Here is an 18,814-nt window from a genome sequence, read left to right on the forward strand (position 1 = left end):
TAAGGAACCACGATGAGTCACTTTCTCGACCGCCTCACGTACTTCAGCCAGCCGCGCGAATCGTTCGCGGGCGGCCATGGCCAGGTCAACGGCGAAGACCGCACCTGGGAAGACGCCTACCGCAACCGCTGGGCGCACGACAAGACCGTGCGCTCCACCCACGGCGTGAACTGCACGGGCTCCTGCTCGTGGAAGATCTACGTCAAGGGCGGGATCGTCACCTGGGAAACCCAGCAGACCGACTACCCGCGCACCCGCTGGGACATGCCCAACCACGAGCCGCGCGGCTGCGCGCGCGGCGCGAGCTACAGCTGGTACCTCTACAGCGCCAACCGCGTGAAGTACCCCATGGTGCGCGGGCGCCTGCTCAAGGCCTGGCGCGAGGCGCGGGCCACGATGGGGGCGGTGGAGGCCTGGGCCGCGATCGTCGGCGACGAGGCCACGCGCCACAGCTGGCAGCGCGTGCGCGGCCTGGGCGGCTTCGCGCGCTCCAGCTGGGACGAGGTGAACGAGATCGTCGCGGCCGCCAACATCCACACCATCCGCCGCCACGGGCCGGACCGCATCATCGGCTTTTCGCCGATTCCCGCGATGTCGATGGTGAGCTACGCGGCCGGCTCGCGCTACCTGAGCCTGATCGGCGGCGTGTGCATGAGCTTCTACGACTGGTACTGCGACCTGCCGCCCTCCAGCCCGCAGGTGTGGGGCGAGCAGACCGACGTGCCCGAATCGGCCGACTGGTACAACGCCGGCTACATCATCGCCTGGGGCTCCAACGTGCCGCAGACGCGCACGCCGGACGCCCACTTCTTCACCGAGGTGCGCTACAAGGGCACGAAGACGGTGGCCGTGACGCCCGACTATTCCGAGGTCGCCAAGCTCGCCGATCTCTGGATGAACCCCAAGCAGGGCACCGATGCCGCGGTGGCGATGGCCATGGGCCACGTGATCCTCAAGGAGTTCTACTTCCCCGAGCAGGGCGAGCGCAGCGCGTACTTCGACGAGTACGTCCGCCGTTACACCGACATGCCCATGCTGGTGACGCTGCGCGAGCAGGCGCTGCCCGACGGCCGCGTGGTGCGCGTGCCCGACCGCTACGTGCGCGCCAGCGATTTCGCGGGCCGGCTGGGCCAGGACAACCATCCCGAGTGGAAGACTGTGGCGTTCGATGCGCGCGGCGAGGTCGTGTGCCCGCAGGGCGCGATCGGCTTCCGCTGGGGCCCGGACGGCCGTGCCGACCAGGGCCAGTGGAACCTGGAGGACAAGGATGCGCGCACGGGTGAGGCGGTGCGGCTGCGCCTGTCGCTGATGGAAGCCGGTGCGGAGGAAGTGCAAGGCTGGGAGACGGCGCAGGTCGGCTTCCCGTATTTCGGCGGTATCGAAAGCGAGCATTTCCCGGCGAACGTGCAGTCCGACGTGATCGCGCGCACCGTGCCCGTGCGGCGCCTGGCCACCGTGGATGCCGACGGCACCGCGCGCGAAGTGCTCGTGGCCACGGTGTTCGACCTGCAGGTGGCGCAGTACGGCGTGGCGCGCGGCCTGCCCGGCGAGAACGCCGCCGCCAGCTACGACGACGACACGCCCTACACGCCCGCCTGGCAGGAGAAGATCACCGGCACGCCGCGCGCGCAGGTGATCGCCGTGGCGCGCCAGTTCGCCGAGAACGCGCACCGCACGCGCGGCCGCTCGATGGTGATCATCGGCGCGGCGATGAACCACTGGTACCACTGCGACATGAACTACCGCGGCATCATCAACATGCTGATGATGTGCGGCTGCATCGGCCAGAGCGGCGGCGGCTGGGCGCACTACGTGGGCCAGGAGAAGCTGCGGCCGCAGACCGGCTGGACGGCGCTGGCCTTCGCGCTCGACTGGGTGCGCCCGCCGCGCCAGCAGAACTCCACCAGCTTCTTCTATGCGCACACCGACCAGTGGCGCTACGAAAAGCTCGGCGTGGAAGAGGTGCTCTCGCCCCTGGCCGACCGTGCGCAGTTCGGCGGCAGCATGATCGACTACAACGTGCGCGCCGAGCGCATGGGCTGGCTGCCCTCCGCCCCGCAGTTGCAGACCAACCCGCTGCAGGTGGTGCGCGAGGCCGAGGCCGCGGGCCTGGACCCGAAGGCCTACGCCGTGCAGGGCCTGCAGAGCGGGGCGCTCAAGATGAGCTGCACCGACCCGGACCATCCCGACAACTGGCCGCGCAACATGTTCGTGTGGCGCTCCAACATCCTGGGCTCGTCGGGCAAGGGGCACGAATACTTCCTCAAGCACCTGCTGGGCACGCGCAACGGCGTGCAGGGCAAGGACCTGGGCGAGGGCGACGCCAAGCCCTCCGAGGTGGAATGGCATGCGCAGGCGCCGGAAGGCAAGCTGGACCTGCTGGTCACGCTCGACTTCCGCATGAGCACCACCTGCCTCTATTCGGACATCGTGCTGCCCACCGCCACCTGGTACGAGAAGAACGACCTCAACACCAGCGACATGCACCCGTTCATCCACCCGCTCTCCACCGCGGTGGACCCGGCCTGGCAGTCGCGCAGCGACTGGGACATCTACAAGGGCTTCGCCCGCGCGTTCAGCGAACTCGCGCCCGGCCACCTGGGCGTGGAGCGCGACCTGGTGCTGAGCCCCATCGCGCACGACACGCCCGGCGAGCTCGCCCAGCCCTTCGGCGTGGCCGATTGGACGCGCGGCGAATGCGACCTGATCCCCGGCAAGACCGGCCCGCAGATGAGCGTGGTGGAGCGCGACTACCCCAACCTCTACCGCCGCTTCACCGCGCTCGGGCCCCTGATGGAGAAGGTGGGCAACGGCGGCAAGGGCATCGGCTGGGACACGAAGGCCGAGGTGCAGCAGTTGCGCGAGCTCAACGGCACCGTGCCCGGCAACGGCCCCACGCAGGGCATGCCGCGCATAGATTCCGACATCGACGCCTGCGAGGTGATCCTGCAGCTCGCGCCCGAGACCAACGGCCATGTGGCCGTGAAGGCCTGGGACGCGCTCGGCCGGCAGACGGGCCGCGACCACACCCACCTGGCGCTGCACCGCGAGGACGAGAAGATCCGCTTCCGCGACGTGCAGGCCCAGCCGCGCAAGATCATCAGCTCGCCCACCTGGAGCGGCATCGAGAGCGAGACCGTCAGCTACAACGCCGGCTACACCAACGTGCACGAGCTGATCCCATGGCGCACGCTCACGGGCCGCCAGCAGTTCTACATCGACCATCCGTGGATGCAGGCCTTCGGCGAAGGCTTCAGCAGCTACCGTCCGCCGGTGGACCTGAAGGCCACGGCCGAGGTGCAGGGCCGCCAGCCCAACGGCAACCCCGAGATTGCGCTGAACTTCATCACGCCGCACCAGAAGTGGGGCATCCACTCGACCTACACCGACAACCTGCTCATGCTCACCCTGAGCCGCGGCGGGCCCTGCGTGTGGATCAGCGAGGACGACGCGAAGCGCGCGCAGATCGAGGACAACGACTGGATCGAGCTCTTCAACGCCAACGGCGCGCTCACCGCCCGCGCGGTGGTGAGCCAGCGCGTGAAGCCGGGCATGGTGATGATGTACCACGCCCAGGAAAAGATCGTGAACACCCCCGGCTCGGAGGTGACCGGCACGCGCGGCGGCATCCACAACTCGGTGACGCGCGTGGTGCTCAAGCCCACCCACATGATCGGCGGCTACGCGCAGCTGAGCTACGGCTTCAACTACTACGGAACGATCGGCACCAACCGCGACGAATTCATCGTGCTGCGCAAGATGAACCGCGTGGACTGGCTCGACACGCCCGTCGCCGACCCGCTCGTCCGCCCCACCCTGGACCAAGGAGAAACCGCATGAGAGTCCGCGCACAGATCGGCATGGTGCTCAACCTGGACAAGTGCATCGGCTGCCATACCTGCTCCGTCACCTGCAAGAACGTCTGGACCAGCCGCCCGGGCATGGAATACGCCTGGTTCAACAACGTCGAGACCAAGCCCGGCATCGGCTACCCGAAGGACTGGGAGAACCAGGATCGCTGGAACGGCGGCTGGGTGCGGCGTGCGGACGGCTCCATCGCGCCGCGCCAGGGAGCGAAGTGGAAGCTCCTGATGAAGATCTTCGCCAACCCCAACCTGCCGGAGATCGACGACTACTACGAGCCTTTCACCTACGACTACGCGCACCTGCAGTCCGCGCCCGAGATGAAGGCCGCGCCCACCGCGCGCCCGCGCAGCCTGATCACCGGCAAGCAGATGGACAAGATCGTCTGGGGCCCGAACTGGGAAGAGATTTTGGGCGGAGAGTTCTCCAAGCGCAGCCGCGACAAGAACTTCGAGGACGTGCAGAAGGACATGTACGCGCAGTTCGAGAACACTTTCATGATGTACCTGCCGCGCCTGTGCGAGCACTGCCTCAATCCGGCGTGCGTGGCCTCGTGCCCCTCGGGCTCGATCTACAAGCGCGAGGAGGATGGCATCGTCCTCATCGACCAGGACAAGTGCCGCGGCTGGCGCATGTGCGTCTCGGGCTGCCCCTACAAGAAGATCTACTACAACTGGAAAAGCGGCAAGGCCGAGAAGTGCATCTTCTGCTATCCGCGCATCGAATCGGGCCAGCCCACCGTGTGTTCGGAGACCTGCGTGGGCCGCATCCGCTACCTGGGCGTGCTGCTCTACGACGCCGACCGCATCGCCGAGGCCGCGAGCGTGGAGCGCGACCGCGACCTGTACCGCGCGCAGCTCGACATCTTCCTCGACCCGAACGACCCGGAAGTGATCGCGCAGGCCCGCATCGACGGCATTCCCGACGCCTGGATGGAAGCCGCCCGCCGCAGCCCCGTCTACAAGATGGCGGTGGACTGGAAGGTGGCCCTGCCGCTGCACCCCGAGTACCGCACGCTGCCGATGGTCTGGTACGTGCCGCCGCTCTCGCCCATCAGCGCCGCGGCCAACGCGGGGCACGTGGGCGCCAACGGCCTGATCCCGGACGTGGGCCAGCTGCGCATTCCCGTGCAGTACCTCGCCAACCTGCTCACGGCGGGCGACACCGCGCCGGTGGTGCGCGCGCTCGAACGCATGCTCGCCATGCGCGCCTTCCAGCGTGCGAAGCACGTGGAGCAGCGCACCGACCTCGATGTGCTCGCGCAGGTGGGCCTCACGCAGGAAGAGGTGGAGGACATGTACCAGACCATGGCCATCGCCAACTACGAAGACCGCTTCGTCATCCCCACCACGCACCGCGAGTATGCGGAGAACGCCTTCAACGTGCGCGGCGGCTGCGGCTTCAGCTTCGGCAACGGCTGCTCCGACGGCGTGAGCGACGTGAGCCTGTTCGGTGCCGAGAAGAAGCGCACCATCCCGATCAAGGCGGAGGTCTGACATGGGCGCCACCACCGACCTGCGCTCCGCCCAGGCGGCCATCGCCGGCCGCCATCCCGGCAGCGCCACGCTGCGCGTGCTGGGCGCGCTGCTCGACTACCCCGGCGCGGCACTGCGCGCGCACCTGGCCGAACTGCCCGCGCTGCTCGATGCCGATGCCGCGCTGGCCGCACCGCGCCGCGCGCAGATCGCCCGCCTGCTGGAACTGCTCGGCGCGGGCGACCCGCTCGATGCCGAAACCGCCTACGTGGAGTTGTTCGACCGCGGGCGCGCCACTTCGCTGCACCTCTTCGAGCACGTGCACGGCGACTCGCGCGACCGCGGCCCCGCCATGATCGACCTGGGCGAGACCTACGCCCGGGCCGGCCTGCTGCTGCGCGAGGACGAGCTGCCCGACTACCTGCCGGCGGTGCTGGAGTTCGTCTCCACCCAGCCGCCGCGGGAGGCGCGGGCCTTCCTCGGCGAGATCGCGCATCTGCTGGCCGCCATCCACGGCGCGCTCGTGCAGCGCGGCAGCGCGCAGGCGGCGCCCTATGCGCAGGCCTACGCGGCCGTGTTCGCCGCGCTGCTGGAGCTGGCGGGCCAGCCGGTGCCCGAAGTGCCCGCCGCGCCTGCGAAGGCCGCATCCGAGCCCGGCATCGACGAGAGCTGGACCGAGCCCGCGGCCTTCGACGGCTGCGCGAACCTCGGCCAGGCGCGCGCCGGTCAGCCCTCCCAGCCCCAGCCCATCCACATCGTCCGCGCCGGAGCCTCCGGCGCATCCCGAGGAGCGAACCCATGACCGCCGCCCTGCACGATTTCCTGTTCCAGGTGTACCCGTATGTCTGCTTCACCGTGTTCGTGGTGGGCAGCCTGATCCGCTTCGACCAGAACCAGTATTCCTGGAAGAGCGATTCCTCGCAGATGCTGCGCGCCGGCCTGCTGCGCTGGGGCAGCAACCTGTTCCACTTCGGCGTGCTCTTCCTGTTCTTCGGTCACATGGTGGGCCTGCTCACGCCCCACAGCGTGTACGGCCTCTTCATGAGCGCGTCGGCCAAGCAGATGATGGCCGTGTCGGCCGGCGGCGTGGCGGGCGCGATGTGCTTCGCCGGCCTCAGCATGCTGCTGTGGCGGCGGCTGTTCGACCCGCGCATCCGCCACACCAGCCACGCGACCGACATCGCGGTGCTCGTGGTGCTGTGGGTGCAATTGGTGGTGGGGCTCGTCACGCTGCCGTATTCGATGCAGCATACCGACGGCAGCGTGATGCTGATCCTGGCCGACTGGGCGCAGCGCATCGTCACGCTGCGGCCGGTGGATGCCACCGCGCTCGCGGTGCTGCCCTGGCCCTACCTGTTCCACATCGTGTTCGGCATGACGATCTTCCTGCTCTTCCCGTTCAGCCGGCTGGTGCACGTGTGGAGCGGCTTCGGCACCGTCGCCTACCTGCTGCGCGCGCCGCAGGTGGTGCGCTCGCGCCGCATGAACGTGCCGCGCGGCCACGACCTGCCGGGCCAGCCCAGCGCCGTGCCGTCGCCCGACGTGGCCCGCGCCATCGACAACCCGCGCGCCACGCGCTAGTGGCCTTCGCACCGGAGCACACCATGTCCTGCACCTGCCAAGACTCTCCCGCCTCCACCGGCTGCTGCGGCTCCGGTTCCAGTGTGAACGCGGATGCCGCCACCGACACCGCTCCCGGCTTCGATGCGGACCTGCTCGGGCACGGTCCCGGCTCGCCCGCACCGGCCGTCCCGGGCCCCATCGCTTCCGTGAACGGCATCGCACTGCACCGCGCCGACGATGCGCCCGATGCCGACACGCTGCGCCAGCGCGCCTGCACCGAGCTGCTGCGCCAGGCGGCCCAGCGCGCCGGCCTGCTGGCGGCGGGCGATGCCCCCGCCGACGACGGCACCACCTCCGAAGCCGCGACCCAGGCCATCGAGGCGCTGCTGGAGCAGGCCATCGCCGTGCCCGATCCGTTGGAGGAGTCCTGCCGCCGCCACTACGAGGCCCACGCCGCGCGCTACCGCGACGGCGAGCGCGTGCACCTGCGGCACATCCTCTATGCCGTGACGCCGGGCGTGGACGTGCAGCGCCTGCGCGAACGCGCCGAGGCCACGCTGCTGCAGTTGCGCTGCGCCGATGATGGCGGCGAGGCCTTCGCGCGCGCCGCCCGGGAATCATCCAACTGCCCCACGGGCGCGGAGGGCGGCGACCTGGGCTGGCTGGCACGCGGCGACTGTGCCCCGGAGTTCGCGCGCGAAGTGTTCGGCGCGCAGGAGGTGGGCGTGCTGCCGCGCCTGGTGCACAGCCGCTTCGGCCTGCACGTGGTGGAAGTGGTGGCGCGCGACGCGGGCCGCCAGCGCGGCTACGGCGAGGTGCGCGAGGCCGTCGCGCTCGCGCTGCGCCAGCAGGCCTGGGTGAATGCGCTGCGGCAGTACCTGCAGGTGCTCGCCGGAGAGGCCGCGCTGCAGGGCGTGGACCTGGAAGGCGCCGACACGCCGCTCGTGCAATAGCGTTCGCCACGCCATGCCCGACGAGCTGCTGCAGCGCCTGCGGCGCTTCCACGACGATGCGTTCCCGCGCTACCGCCAGCGCTTCCAGGACCTGGTGGCGCAGGGCCAGCGGCCCACCACGCTCTTCATCGGCTGCTCCGATTCGCGACTGGTGCCGCACCTGCTCACCGGCACGGGGCCGGGCGAACTCTTCCTGGTGCGCAACGTGGGCGCCTTCGTGCCGCCCTACGACGGCTCGCACGGCCACCACGGCACGGCCGCCGCCATCGAATTCGCGGTGCTCAGCCTGCAGGTGCGGCGCATCGTCGTCTGCGGACACAGCCACTGCGGCGCGGTGAAGGCGCTCTACGGCGAAGTACCTGCCGAGGCCCTCAACCTGCAGCGCTGGCTGGAACTCGGCCGCGAAGCCGTGCTGCCCGTGCAGGCCACGCCCGAGGCGCTGCGGCGTACCGAGCAACGCGCCGTGGTGCTGCAGCTCGAGCGCCTCATGGACTACCCCATGGTGCGGCGCCGCGTGCAGGCGGGCGAGCTCACGCTGCACGGCTGGCACTATGTGATCGAGGAGGGTGAGGTGCATGTCTTCGACCTGGAACAGGCCGGCTTCGTGGCCGCTTCCAGCGCGGACCACAGCGGCACCGGGCCCTACGCGCCCTACGTCGAACACGACGGACAAATCCTTTGCGACGACGTTGACATAGCCCAGTGCGGCGATACGGCGCAGGAGTAGAAAGACGGTTTGGCCGTGTTCAGGAAACTGCGACCCATGCAACGCGATCCGATCGACTCCCTCGCGCCCGATGCGGCGCCCCGCCTGCCCGAGCAGCCCATCAGCCTCGACGTGCTGCGCGAAAAGTACCTCAAGCCCGGCGAGGCCGATGCCGAGACCCTCTACCGGCGCGTCGCCCGCGCCCTGGCCTCGGTCGAGGCGCCGGAGGTGCGCGAGGCGATCGAGGCGCGCTTCCTCGCCAACCTGCGGGCCGGCGCGATCGGGGCAGGGCGCATCATGAGCGCGGCGGGCACCGACATCCAGGCCACGCTCATCAATTGCTTCGTGCAGCCCGTGGGTGACTGCATCCAGGGCATGGACGAGGGCGGATACCCCGGTATCTACGAAGCGCTGCGCGAAGCTGCAGAGACCATGCGGCGCGGCGGCGGCGTAGGCTACGACTTCTCGCGCATCCGCCCGCGCGGCGCCGAGGTGAAGGGCACGGCCTCGATGGCCTCGGGGCCCTGCAGCTACATCAACGTGTTCGACCAATCCTGCGCCACCGTGGAAAGCGCTGGCGCACGCCGCGGCGCGCAGATGGGCGTGCTGCGCATCGACCACCCGGACGTGCTGGACTTCATCACCGCCAAGCGCACGCCGGGCCGCTGGAACAACTTCAACGTCTCCGTCGGCGTGCCGGATGCCTTCGTGCAGGCCGTGCTGGACGATGCGCCGTGGGAACTGGTGCACCCCGCGCGGCCCGGCGCCGCGCTGCGCGAAGAGGGCGCCCGCCAGCGCGCCGATGGCCAATGGGTCTACCGCACGCTGCCCGCTCGGGAGCTGTGGGACACGATCATGCGCTCGGCCTACGACTTCGCCGAGCCGGGCATCCTGTTCCTCGACCGCGTCAATACCGACAACAACCTGGCCTACTGCGAAAGCATCGCGGCCACGAATCCCTGCGTGACGGCGGACACCTGGGTGATGACGGACACCGGCCCCGCGCAGGTGGCCGACCTCGTCGGCAGGCCGTTCAATGCCGTCGTGGACGGGCGCGCCTTCCCCACGCTGAGCGCCGGCTTCTTTGCCACGGGCCACAAGCCCGTGCTGCGGCTGCGCACCCGCCAGGGCTACGCGCTGCGGCTGACGGAAGACCACCCGGTGCGGCGCGTGGCGAAGCAGACCCGCTACGTGCGCGAAGTGGAGTGGATCGCCGCGGGCGCGCTGCAGCCCGGCGACGAAATCGTGCTGAACGACCACCGCACCCTGCCGGGCTGGAAGGGCGAGGGCACCGAGGCCGAGGGCTACCTGCTGGGCCTGCTGATCGGCGACGGTACCCTAAAGGCCGACAAGGCGGTGATCTCCGTCTGGCTCGCGCAAGAGGAAGAGGGCGATGCACTGCTCGTCGCCAATGGCGCGCCCGCGCCCTCCAGCGGCGCGCACGGCATCGTGAGGGCCGCCGAGGCCGCCGCAGCGACGCTGCCGCACCGCGCTGACTTCCGGGGCTTCCAGCGTGCGGTCGCACGCAGCGGCGGGGCGTGCACCGAGCGGCGCATGGCCAGTGGCGCCGTGCGCGCGCTGGCGTTGCGCATGGGTATGCATCCCGGCGCGAAAGCCATTACCCCCGCCATGGAGCGCGCATCGTCCGCGTTCTCGGTGGGCCTGCTGCGCGGCCTCTTCGATACCGATGGCTCGGTGCAGGGACGCCAGGAGAAGGGCGTGAGCGTGCGTCTCGCGCAGAGCGACCTCGAATTGCTGCAGTGTGCGCAGCGCATGCTGCTGCGCCTGGGCATCGCCTCCACCCTGTACCCGGACCGGCGCACGGCCGGGTTGCGCCTGCTGCCCGACGGGCGCGGCGGGCGGCAGCCCTGCGCCACACGGGCGCAGCACGATCTCGTCGTGAGCGGGGACAACCTGCGCGTTTTCGCCGAACGCATCGGCTTCGAAGACGCGGACAAGGCCGGGCGGTTGGCAACGGTGCTCTCCAGTTACCGGCGTGCGTTGAACCGTGAACCGTTCACCGCCACCGTGCAGGACGTGCTGCCGGACGGGCACGAGGACGTCTACGACGTCACCGTGGCCGACTGCCATGCCTTCGACGCCAACGGCCTCTATGTGCACAACTGCGGCGAACAGCCGCTGCCCTCCTACGGCTGCTGCGACCTCGGCCCCATCATCCTGCCGCGCTTCGTGCGCCACCCGTTCGGCTTCGCCGGCGAGCCGGCCTTCGATTTCGAGGCGTTCGCGGCCAGCGTCGCCACGCAGGTGCGCGCGCTCGACAACGTGCTGGACGTCACCTTCTGGCCGCTGCCGCAGCAGCGCGCCGAGTCCGCGGCCAAGCGGCGCATCGGCGTGGGCTTCACGGGCCTGGGCAATACGCTCGCCATGCTGCGCCTGCGCTACGACACCGACGCGGGCCGCGCCATGGCCATGCGCATCGCCGAATGCATGCGCGACGCCGCCTATGCCGCCTCGGTGGAGCTGGCGAAGGAAAAAGGCGTGTTTCCGAAGTTCGACGCTGCGGGTTATCTCTCGCCCGGCACCTTCGCGAGCCGCCTGCCCGCCGCGCTGCAGGAGGCCATCCGCACCCACGGCATCCGTAACAGCCATCTGCTCTCGATCGCGCCCACGGGCACCGTGAGCCTCGCCTTCGCCGACAACGCCTCCAATGGCATCGAGCCGCCGTTCTCGTGGACGTACACGCGCCGCAAGCGCGAGGCCGACGGCAGCACCAGCGAATACGCGGTGGAAGACCACGCCTGGCGGCTCTACCGCGCGCTGGGCGGCGACGTGGACGCGCTGCCCGACTACTTCGTGAGCGCGCTGCAGATGCCCGCGGCCGGACACATCGCGATGATGGAGGCCGTGCAGCCCTTCATCGACACGGCCATCTCCAAGACCGTGAACGTGCCGGTGGACTACCCCTACGAGGATTTCAAGAACCTCTACCTGCATGCCTGGCGCGCGCGGCTCAAGGGCCTGGCCACTTACCGGCCGAATGCCATCCTCGGGGCCGTGCTGGAAGCACCGGCCGCTGCGCCGGAGACTGGCGCCGCCACCGCAGCCGCTGCGCACGACGCATCGGAGTCTGCGGAGGGGCCGGCTGTCCAGGCGTCTGCCATGCCTCCCGCCGCGCCCGTGGACCCGATGCGCGCCGTGATCGAAAGCCGCCCCAAGGGCGCGCTCTCGGCCGTGGCCGAGAAGGTGGAGTACTGGACGCAGGAGGGCCGCAAGACGCTCTACCTGCTCGTCTCCTTCCTCCCCGTGCCCGATGGCCACGGCGGCACGCTGGACCGCGCGATAGAGTTCTTCATGCCCGTGGGGCAGAGCGGCGAGTCGCAGCAGTGGATCACTTCCAGCATGCGCCTGCTCTCGCTGGCTGCGCGCGGCGGCTTCCTGGAGCGCGCGCTCAGCGACATGCGCAAGGTCGCCTGGGACCGCGGCCCGGTGCGCCTGGGCACCCACACCCGGGCCGATGGCGCCCGCGTGCCGCTCTGGCACGACTCCGAAGTGGCCGCCATCGCCTACGCCATCCAGAACATCCTGGCCCAGCGCGCCGCCGCACCCGCCGGGCCCATGCGCCAGCAGGAGTTGCCGCTCGACGCTCCTGCCGCGCCCACCGGCCTGCCGCCCGCGATGGCCGGCCGCAAATGCCCCGAGTGCGGCGCGCATGCCGTCATCCGCAAGGACGGATGCGATTACTGCACGCAGTGCGGGCACCTGGGCAGTTGCGGATAGGCCGGGACAGGCGGTTTCGCTGCAGCATCCCCGGCTTCGCATCGCGGCCGCCGCCCAGGCCGCCGCGGCGCTACAACCGGTCCATCTGCCGCGTCGCCTCCTGCCTCCCCGGGCAGGGCTGCCATCGCGTTGCGGCGCTGCACCGAGGACCTCCCTTGCTACCGAACCACAGACACCTGGGCACTTCCCGCACCGGCCGGACGGCGGATCTTTCGCGTCCGGAATCCACGGATCGCCATGGCCCCGAGGCGCGGCCTGCCCGGCGTGGGGCGATGCTCCAGGGGGACGGTGCGCTGGCCGGCCTGCGGCCTTCGCAGCGGGCCGGTGACTACCTGGGGGGACATTCCTCCCCGCCGCGCCAGGCTTCGCCGGTGTTCGGCAGAGATCCGAGCCCGCCGCGCGCAGGCACCCACTGGACCGACCTGCCCCGGGAGCCGGTCCGCCATTGGACGGACCACCTGCACGAGGTAATACCGTCGGAGCCCCTGGACCGGTGGATTGCCCGCCGCGACCACCAGGCGATGGGTCACCCCATGCCGCCGGCCGCCTTCCCCCATCGCGCGATGCATGTGTCTGATCCGTATGGCACGCATGGAGCATCCCATCGCGGAGGGGGCGGCCTGCATGACTGGCTCGCGAACCGGGACGACCGGGCGATGGGCCGCCCCGCGCGCACCTCCGCCTTCACGCCGCCGGCCTCCGCGGCCGCCGTGCATGCGTGGCCCGAAGCCCGGCCTGCGTCGCCGCCCACGGGCCGGCCGGCACGCAGCGAGGCGCCGGCCGCACCGGCACAGCACGAGGAGTTTTCCTTCAATCCCTGGGCGCAGCAGCCAACGGGGCGCACGCAGCGCGCCAGCCCCAGTGCCTCCGCGCAAAGGCCGGCGCGGCCTGAACCGCGCACCGCCGAGCCTGCCGGCCCGTTGCCCCGCCGGCAGTTGCCGCTCGAAGAACGGGCGGCCAACTACATCAAGGAGGCCATGGCGGCCCCGACGGGAGACGGCAAACTGCGGATCGATCACGCCAAGGCCGTCGGCGCCATGGGCACCGAACTGCAGGCCGACCTCCGGCAGGGCATGCGGCAGGCCTCTGCGGGTTCGACCCGGCTCCAGGGTGTTGACAAACGCCTTGCAGACGCCTTCGCCGACGCCCTGAAGGAACTGGGCGCCGATGGGCATCGCCTCCCGGCCCAACCGCTGGTGACGGAAAAGGCGCTGCAAATGGCATCCGAAAGGATGGCGCGCGAGGTGATCGACCAGCAGCTGGCGCGCATGCCTGTGGATGTGAAGCGTCTGCAGACCCCGCCGGGGCGGCGCATGCCGCCGCCGCCCACGCTCGAATCGAGTGCGGCGTCCTGGCTCGCCAACCTCCGGAGCAAGCAACCGGAAAGGCCCGATGCCCTGAGCGCCAGCAGTGCAGCGGCTGCCTTCCTGGCGGACGATCTGCTGAGGGATCTGGAGAAGGCCAGGCTGTCCGTCTTCGGGGGGAAGGTCTATCTCGACGACGACCTCGAGCCGCGCCTTGCCGGAGCGCTCCTGAGCGCCCTGGAGGAGGGGGCGTCGCAGGGCTACGACCTCTCCAGCCACGAGTCGGTCCTGCAGCAGGCGAAGAGGAAGGCAGCCAGGCAAGTGGCCAATCGCCTGATCGATCAACAGCTGCAAAAAGAGAGGGCCGAAGCGCCGCGTGCTTCTGCCAGTCCATCCCCGGTGCATGCCGGTACATCGGCAGGCCGGCAATTGCCGCTCGAAGCAGCGGCGGCCAACTACATCAGGGAGTCCACGACGGTTGACTTCAACGGGAAACCACGGGTCGATCTCACCAAGGCCCTTCGCTTCATGGGTAGCAAGATGCAGACTGACCTCCGGCAGTGCATGCGGCAGGCCCCTGCGGGATCGACCCGACTGCCGGGCGTGGACCAGCGCCTTGCCGATGCCTTCGCCCACGCCCTGAAGGAACTGGGCGCCGATGGCCGCCGCCTCCCGGCCAACCCGCTGGTGACGGAGAAGGCGCTGCAACTTGCGTCCAGCAGGGTGGCGCGCGAGGTGCTCATGCAGGAGTTGTTGAACGGGCACAGGAATGCGAATATCGCCGAGCCTCCGGAAAAGCACCCGTCACCGCAACCCCCGCTCGGATCACGTGTTGCGTCCTTGCTTGCCGGCATCCGGGAGGACAGGAGCCGGAAAGCGGAAAGGCCCGATGCCTCGGTCGTCAACATGATTGCGCTTGCCGTCCTGGAGGAAGATCTTCAGAAAGACCTGGAGAAGGTCAAGCTGTCCGTCGTCGGAGGGCGGGTCCGTCTGGACGATGTCGATCCGCGCATTGCCGAAGCCGTCGATAGCGCCCTGCAGGAGGAGGCATCGCAGGGCTACGAACTCTCCAACCACGATGCAGTCCTGCAGCAGGCGAAGAGGAAGGCGGCAAAGCAACTGGCAAAGAGCCTGGTGGGAGAGCAACTGCGAAAAGAGGCGTCCGAGGCGCAGCGACGTGCAGCGAGGGACGAGCCGTCGCCCGCGGAGTTCTCCTTCAGCCCATGGCTGTCGCCGGGCTCCTCCGGATCGCGCCGCTCCTAGGCTGGGCTTTGCGGCCCATGGCCCCGCCGCGCGAGCGCGGGGGAGCCGATCATGCGGGGGCCGAGTGGCACACCGCCTCGATGTTGTGGCCGTCCGGATCGCGCACGAAGGCCCCGTAGTAGTGCGGGTGGTAGTGCGGCCGCACGCCCGGCGCTCCGTTGTCGGTGCCGCCCGCCGCCAGGGCGGCGGCATAAAAGGCATCCACCGCCGCGCGGTCGGTGGCCCGGAACGCGATGTGGATGGCCGGCCGGTTGGGGCCGCCGCTGCTGATCCAGAAGTCGGTCTTCGGCGGCTCGCCGAAGCCGGCCATGTCGTGGCTGCCTGTCAGTTCCGCGCTCACTTCCATGAGCAGTTGATAGCCCAGGGGCGCGAGCGCCTGGGTGTAGAACGCCTTGCTTTTCTCATAGTCGGTGACGGCGATGCCGGTGTGGTCGATCATGTCGGATGCCTTTGTCTTTCCCTCTGGTTCAGGAACTCCTGCCTGGGGAAAGTTTATGCCTGCGGCCTGCCATGGCAAGCTCCGATGTCATGCGATCGCTCTTTGCCCTGCCATCGCTGGCTCCGCGTATGCGCGGCTCCTGTTCCTACAACATGATGCATGCCCATGATCCGCTCGTCCGTTCCCTTCCCGTTGCGCCCATCTCCCGGCCCGGATGCCGCCGTCCCCGGCCTGCGCAGCCCCGCCGCCGGCTTCGACCAGCCCTTCGAGATGCTGCACGCCTGCCACGAGCGTGTGCAGCGCACGCTGGGGCTGCTGGAGCGCCTGCGCGCCCACCTGCGCGTGCAGGGCTGCGATGCGCAGGCCCGCGAGGCCGCGCGCGACGTGCTGCGCTACTTCGACATCGCCGCGCCGCTGCACCACGAGGACGAGGAACTGCACGTGTTTCCGCCGCTGCTGGCGCAGGGGACTGCCCCGGTGGTGGAACTCGTGCGGGAACTGCAGCGTGAGCATGCCGCCATGGCGCTGCTGTGGTCGCAGGCGCGCGTTCCGCTGGCCGCCGTGGCCCAGGGGGCGCCTGGCGCGGTGCCCCTGTCCCCGGAGCAGGAACGGGCGCTGGACGCATTCGCCAGCCTGTATGCCGGGCACATCGACCGAGAGGAGGCGGTGGCCTACCCGGCGGCTCAGGGGCTGCTGCAGGAGGCTGCGCTGGGTGGCATGGGGCAGGAGATGTCGCGGCGGCGGGGCGGCTGAGGCCTTGTTCGCAAGCCAAGCCCCGGCGCGGGTATGGAGAACCTTCATTGAAAAAAAAGCGGATCCTGTCCGTGTTGGCATCTGCAGGTGCATCCAGGGATCGACATCCATTCCCCTGACGCGCTGGAGTGAATATCCGTGGTTGCCGTGCTACTACGCTGCGCGTGTGGACGGGATCGAATACCGGCTCAGGCTGGGAGGGATCGTGGAGATCCGGGGCACGGATGGCCATGTCATGGAGTACCGGCACTGGCAGGATTAAGAGCGGCTAACACGACCCTTCTGGCGTCGTTGCCACATCTTGTCGTACTACCCGTACTGCCTGTGATATGGCGCCCAGCCAGAACCGCTTCGCTGGGTTGTGTTGGTCGCTCTAATGCAATGGGGTTTTGGGGATGGGAGCCGGATGCGGACGCGCAGTGCCTTTCTAGTCCGAAAAAGTTGCCCTTTTTCCCGTGCAAAGCATCGTGGGTCGCTATGCAGTGCAGTTGTTGTTACTTATTGTTTCGCCGGCGGTTGATTCTGAAAATCCCGGGTGCCGGACTCTTCGTGTCCGGAGCGTCAACTACCGGAATCCACCCATGGCCTTCGCCCTTCGCGCGGTATGCAGAGTACCCGCCATCGCTTCCCTTTGCGTCCTCTCGCTGTTCCACGCAGGCAGCGGCTGGGCGCGAGAGCCGATTCCCCTGCTGCTCCAGGCCAACGAAGGCGAGCAGCTCACGCGGCGGTGGGGCTATCCCATGACCATCAAGGTCGATCCCGTGACGGCGGGTGCGCGCGATTTCTCCGCCGGCACCGAAGACATCGCTCCGGGAAAGAAGATACCCCTTCATCGGCACCCGCACATGGAGGAACTCGTCATCGTGCAGTCGGGCACCCTGCTCGCGCACATCGGCGACCAGCACCGGGTTGTCGGGCCGGGAGGCATGGCCTACGCCCCGGCCGGAACCTGGATGGGTTTCGAAAATACCGGCAATACGACGGCGACCGTCATCTGGATATTCCCCCGGCCGGGCTTCGAGGAATATGTCAGGGCCACGTCCGTGCCCGCCGGCGCGGCGGTCACGCCGCTGGCGGGCGATGAACTCGCCGCCATCCGCCAGCGGTATCGCGGGCATATCGAGCTGGGCGGGGGCGATCTGGCTGCCTACCCCACCGAGGCATTGCCGCCCGCCATCGCCATTTCCGAACGCTCCAGGCCATAAGCACCGCAGGCGTCTTCCACCCCATCGCGGCCTGAGGGCGCGCGGCTCCGCACTCTGCAAAAAGGAGGGCTTTTGCATGCCCGAAAGAATATTGTCCAGCCAGGGGACTCTCCTGGCAGAACCCGCCGCCCTGCCGCTGGGGCATGCCGCAGCGGGGATCCGTCCCGATGCGCGCCGCTGGCTGGCGCTCGCGGTGCTGCTCACCGGGGCCCTGTTGCCGCCGCTGGATTTCTTCATCGTCAATGTCGCGCTGCCGGCCATGCGCACCGACCTGGCGGCCGATACCGCCATGGCGCAGCTGGTCATTTCGGTATATGCCGCCGCCTATGCCGTCACGCTGATCCTGGGGGGCCGGCTCGGTGACCTGTACGGCCGCCGACGCGTGTTCGTCTGCGGCATGCTGGGCTTCGGTGGGTCGTCGGTGCTGTGCGGGCTGGCCACGTCGCCGGAGGTGCTGGTGGCCGGCCGTCTGCTGCAGGGGCTGACTGCTGCCGTCATGGCGCCGCAGCCGCTGGCTGCCATCCATGCCCTGTTTCCCGCGCATGAGAAGAACCGCGCCCTGGGCCTGTACGGGGCCGTTTTCGGGCTCGCCGCCGTGGCCGGGCAGGGACTGGGGGGCGCGCTGGTGGCGGCCGACTGGTTCGGCCTGGGCTGGCGCACCGTCTTCCTCGTCAACCTGCCTGTCGTCGCCCTGGCCGTACCCGCAGCCCTGGCGCTGGTGCAGGAGAGCCGCTCGCCCCATGCCGTCCAGCTGGACGTGCGCGGCGCATTCCTGCTGGCGGCTGGCCTGCTGGCGCTGCTGGTTCCCCTGATAGAGGGCCGCGAGCACGGGTGGCCCTGGTGGTGCTGGGGACTGCTGGTGTCGTGCGTGCCGCTGCTGCGGGCATTCTGGCGCTTCGAGCAAGGCGTGGAGCGTTCAGGGGGAGCGCCTTTGATCGCGCCGTCGCTGCTGGGCCAGCGGGGGCTGCGCTGCAGCCTGGCCGCCACCCTTTGCTTTTATTCCATCGCGCCATTCTTCCTGATCTTCTCCATCTACCAGCAGGCGGGCCTGGGCCGCGGCCCTCTCGCCTCGGGGCTGGCGCTCATGCCGATGGGTGTGGGGTTCCTGTGCGGCTCGCTGTGCAGCCGCAGGGCCGCGCTGCGGCTGGGTGCGGGAACGGCCGCTTTCGGCATCGTGGTGGAGCTACTGGGCATGTTCGGGGCTTCGGCCCTGGCCATTGCCCACCATGCGCCGTGGCTCGTGCTGCCGCTGTTTGCCATCGGCCTGGGCCAGGGCATGGCGATGCCTGCACTGGTGCGCCTGAACATGGACCAGGTAGATACCCGCTGGGCGGGGCTCTCTGCAGGCCTGGTCCATGCCACCCTGCAGGTCGGCGCGGCGATTTCCGTGGCCGTGATCGGGGGGCTCTTCTTCGTCCTGGCGCCCCAGGGTGCCGGAGCCCAGGCGGTACAGGTCGGGTTCTCCGTGACCTCCGCGCTCATCGGCGCGTGCCTTGCCGTAGCGGCCTTGCTGGCGGGGAATCTCCGCTCGGGATCGGCCTGACGGACTGC

At 69.5% G+C, this 18,814-nt stretch carries 12 protein-coding genes; 11 read left to right on the top strand and 1 reads right to left on the bottom strand.

What is annotated here, in order from left to right; all coding sequences use genetic code 11:
• Window positions 1–12: 12 nt before the first annotated feature.
• The 8 genes from ACAV_RS03065 (at window position 13) to ACAV_RS03100 (ending at window position 14,866) form a co-directional block, all read left to right on the top strand.
• Window positions 13–3,840 (top strand): nitrate reductase subunit alpha, encoded by a 3,828-nt coding sequence (locus ACAV_RS03065; protein WP_013593111.1) that lies wholly within the window; start codon window positions 13–15, stop codon window positions 3,838–3,840.
• Complete coding sequence (narH, locus tag ACAV_RS03070) at window positions 3,837–5,360, top strand: nitrate reductase subunit beta (protein ID WP_013593112.1); 1,524 nt, start codon at window positions 3,837–3,839, stop codon at window positions 5,358–5,360. Before ACAV_RS03065 ends, narH begins: the two co-directional genes overlap by 4 nt.
• 1 nt (window position 5,361) lies before the next feature.
• Window positions 5,362–6,141 (top strand): nitrate reductase molybdenum cofactor assembly chaperone, encoded by a 780-nt coding sequence (gene narJ / locus ACAV_RS03075; RefSeq protein ID WP_013593113.1) that lies wholly within the window; start codon window positions 5,362–5,364, stop codon window positions 6,139–6,141.
• Window positions 6,138–6,920: a respiratory nitrate reductase subunit gamma gene (gene narI / locus ACAV_RS03080; RefSeq protein WP_013593114.1), complete on the top strand. Its 783-nt coding sequence runs from the start codon at window positions 6,138–6,140 to the stop codon at window positions 6,918–6,920. Before narJ ends, narI begins: the two co-directional genes overlap by 4 nt.
• Before the next feature lie 23 nt (window positions 6,921–6,943).
• Window positions 6,944–7,855, top strand: a complete 912-nt coding sequence (locus ACAV_RS03085) for a peptidylprolyl isomerase (RefSeq protein ID WP_013593115.1) — start codon at window positions 6,944–6,946, stop codon at window positions 7,853–7,855.
• Window positions 7,856–7,868: 13 nt separating this feature from the next.
• Window positions 7,869–8,582 (top strand): carbonic anhydrase, encoded by a 714-nt coding sequence (locus ACAV_RS03090; protein WP_013593116.1) that lies wholly within the window; start codon window positions 7,869–7,871, stop codon window positions 8,580–8,582.
• A 36-nt stretch (window positions 8,583–8,618) separates the two neighbouring features.
• Entirely contained in the window at window positions 8,619–12,299 is a 3,681-nt protein-coding gene (locus ACAV_RS03095) for a ribonucleotide reductase barrel domain-containing protein (protein WP_013593117.1), read from the top strand.
• A 563-nt stretch (window positions 12,300–12,862) separates the two neighbouring features.
• Window positions 12,863–14,866: a flagellar biosynthesis protein FlhF gene (locus tag ACAV_RS03100; protein ID WP_218918158.1), complete on the top strand. Its 2,004-nt coding sequence runs from the start codon at window positions 12,863–12,865 to the stop codon at window positions 14,864–14,866.
• A 49-nt stretch (window positions 14,867–14,915) separates the two neighbouring features.
• Here the strand turns inward: ACAV_RS03100 and ACAV_RS03105 are convergent, their stop codons facing one another.
• The gene (locus ACAV_RS03105; RefSeq protein WP_013593119.1) at window positions 14,916–15,305 is read right to left on the bottom strand and encodes a VOC family protein; all 390 of its coding nucleotides are present in this window, start codon (window positions 15,303–15,305) and stop codon (window positions 14,916–14,918) included.
• A 165-nt stretch (window positions 15,306–15,470) separates the two neighbouring features.
• Here ACAV_RS03105 and ACAV_RS03110 point away from each other — a divergent pair, with 165 nt between their 5' ends.
• From ACAV_RS03110 to ACAV_RS03120, 3 genes are all read left to right on the top strand, one after another.
• On the top strand, window positions 15,471–16,058 hold the full coding sequence (locus tag ACAV_RS03110; RefSeq protein WP_013593120.1) for a hemerythrin domain-containing protein: 588 nt from the start codon (window positions 15,471–15,473) through the stop codon (window positions 16,056–16,058).
• A 581-nt stretch (window positions 16,059–16,639) separates the two neighbouring features.
• Entirely contained in the window at window positions 16,640–17,263 is a 624-nt protein-coding gene (locus tag ACAV_RS03115) for a cupin domain-containing protein (protein ID WP_013593121.1), read from the top strand.
• A 76-nt stretch (window positions 17,264–17,339) separates the two neighbouring features.
• Window positions 17,340–18,806 carry an MFS transporter gene (locus ACAV_RS03120; RefSeq protein WP_013593122.1) on the top strand — a complete coding sequence of 489 codons (1,467 nt, stop codon included), beginning with the start codon at window positions 17,340–17,342 and terminating at the stop codon, window positions 18,804–18,806.
• The last annotated feature ends 8 nt before the right edge of the window (window positions 18,807–18,814 follow it).

The sequence above is a fragment of the Paracidovorax avenae ATCC 19860 genome (genome assembly GCF_000176855.2).
Classification (GTDB): Bacteria; Pseudomonadota; Gammaproteobacteria; order Burkholderiales; family Burkholderiaceae_C; genus Paracidovorax; species Paracidovorax avenae.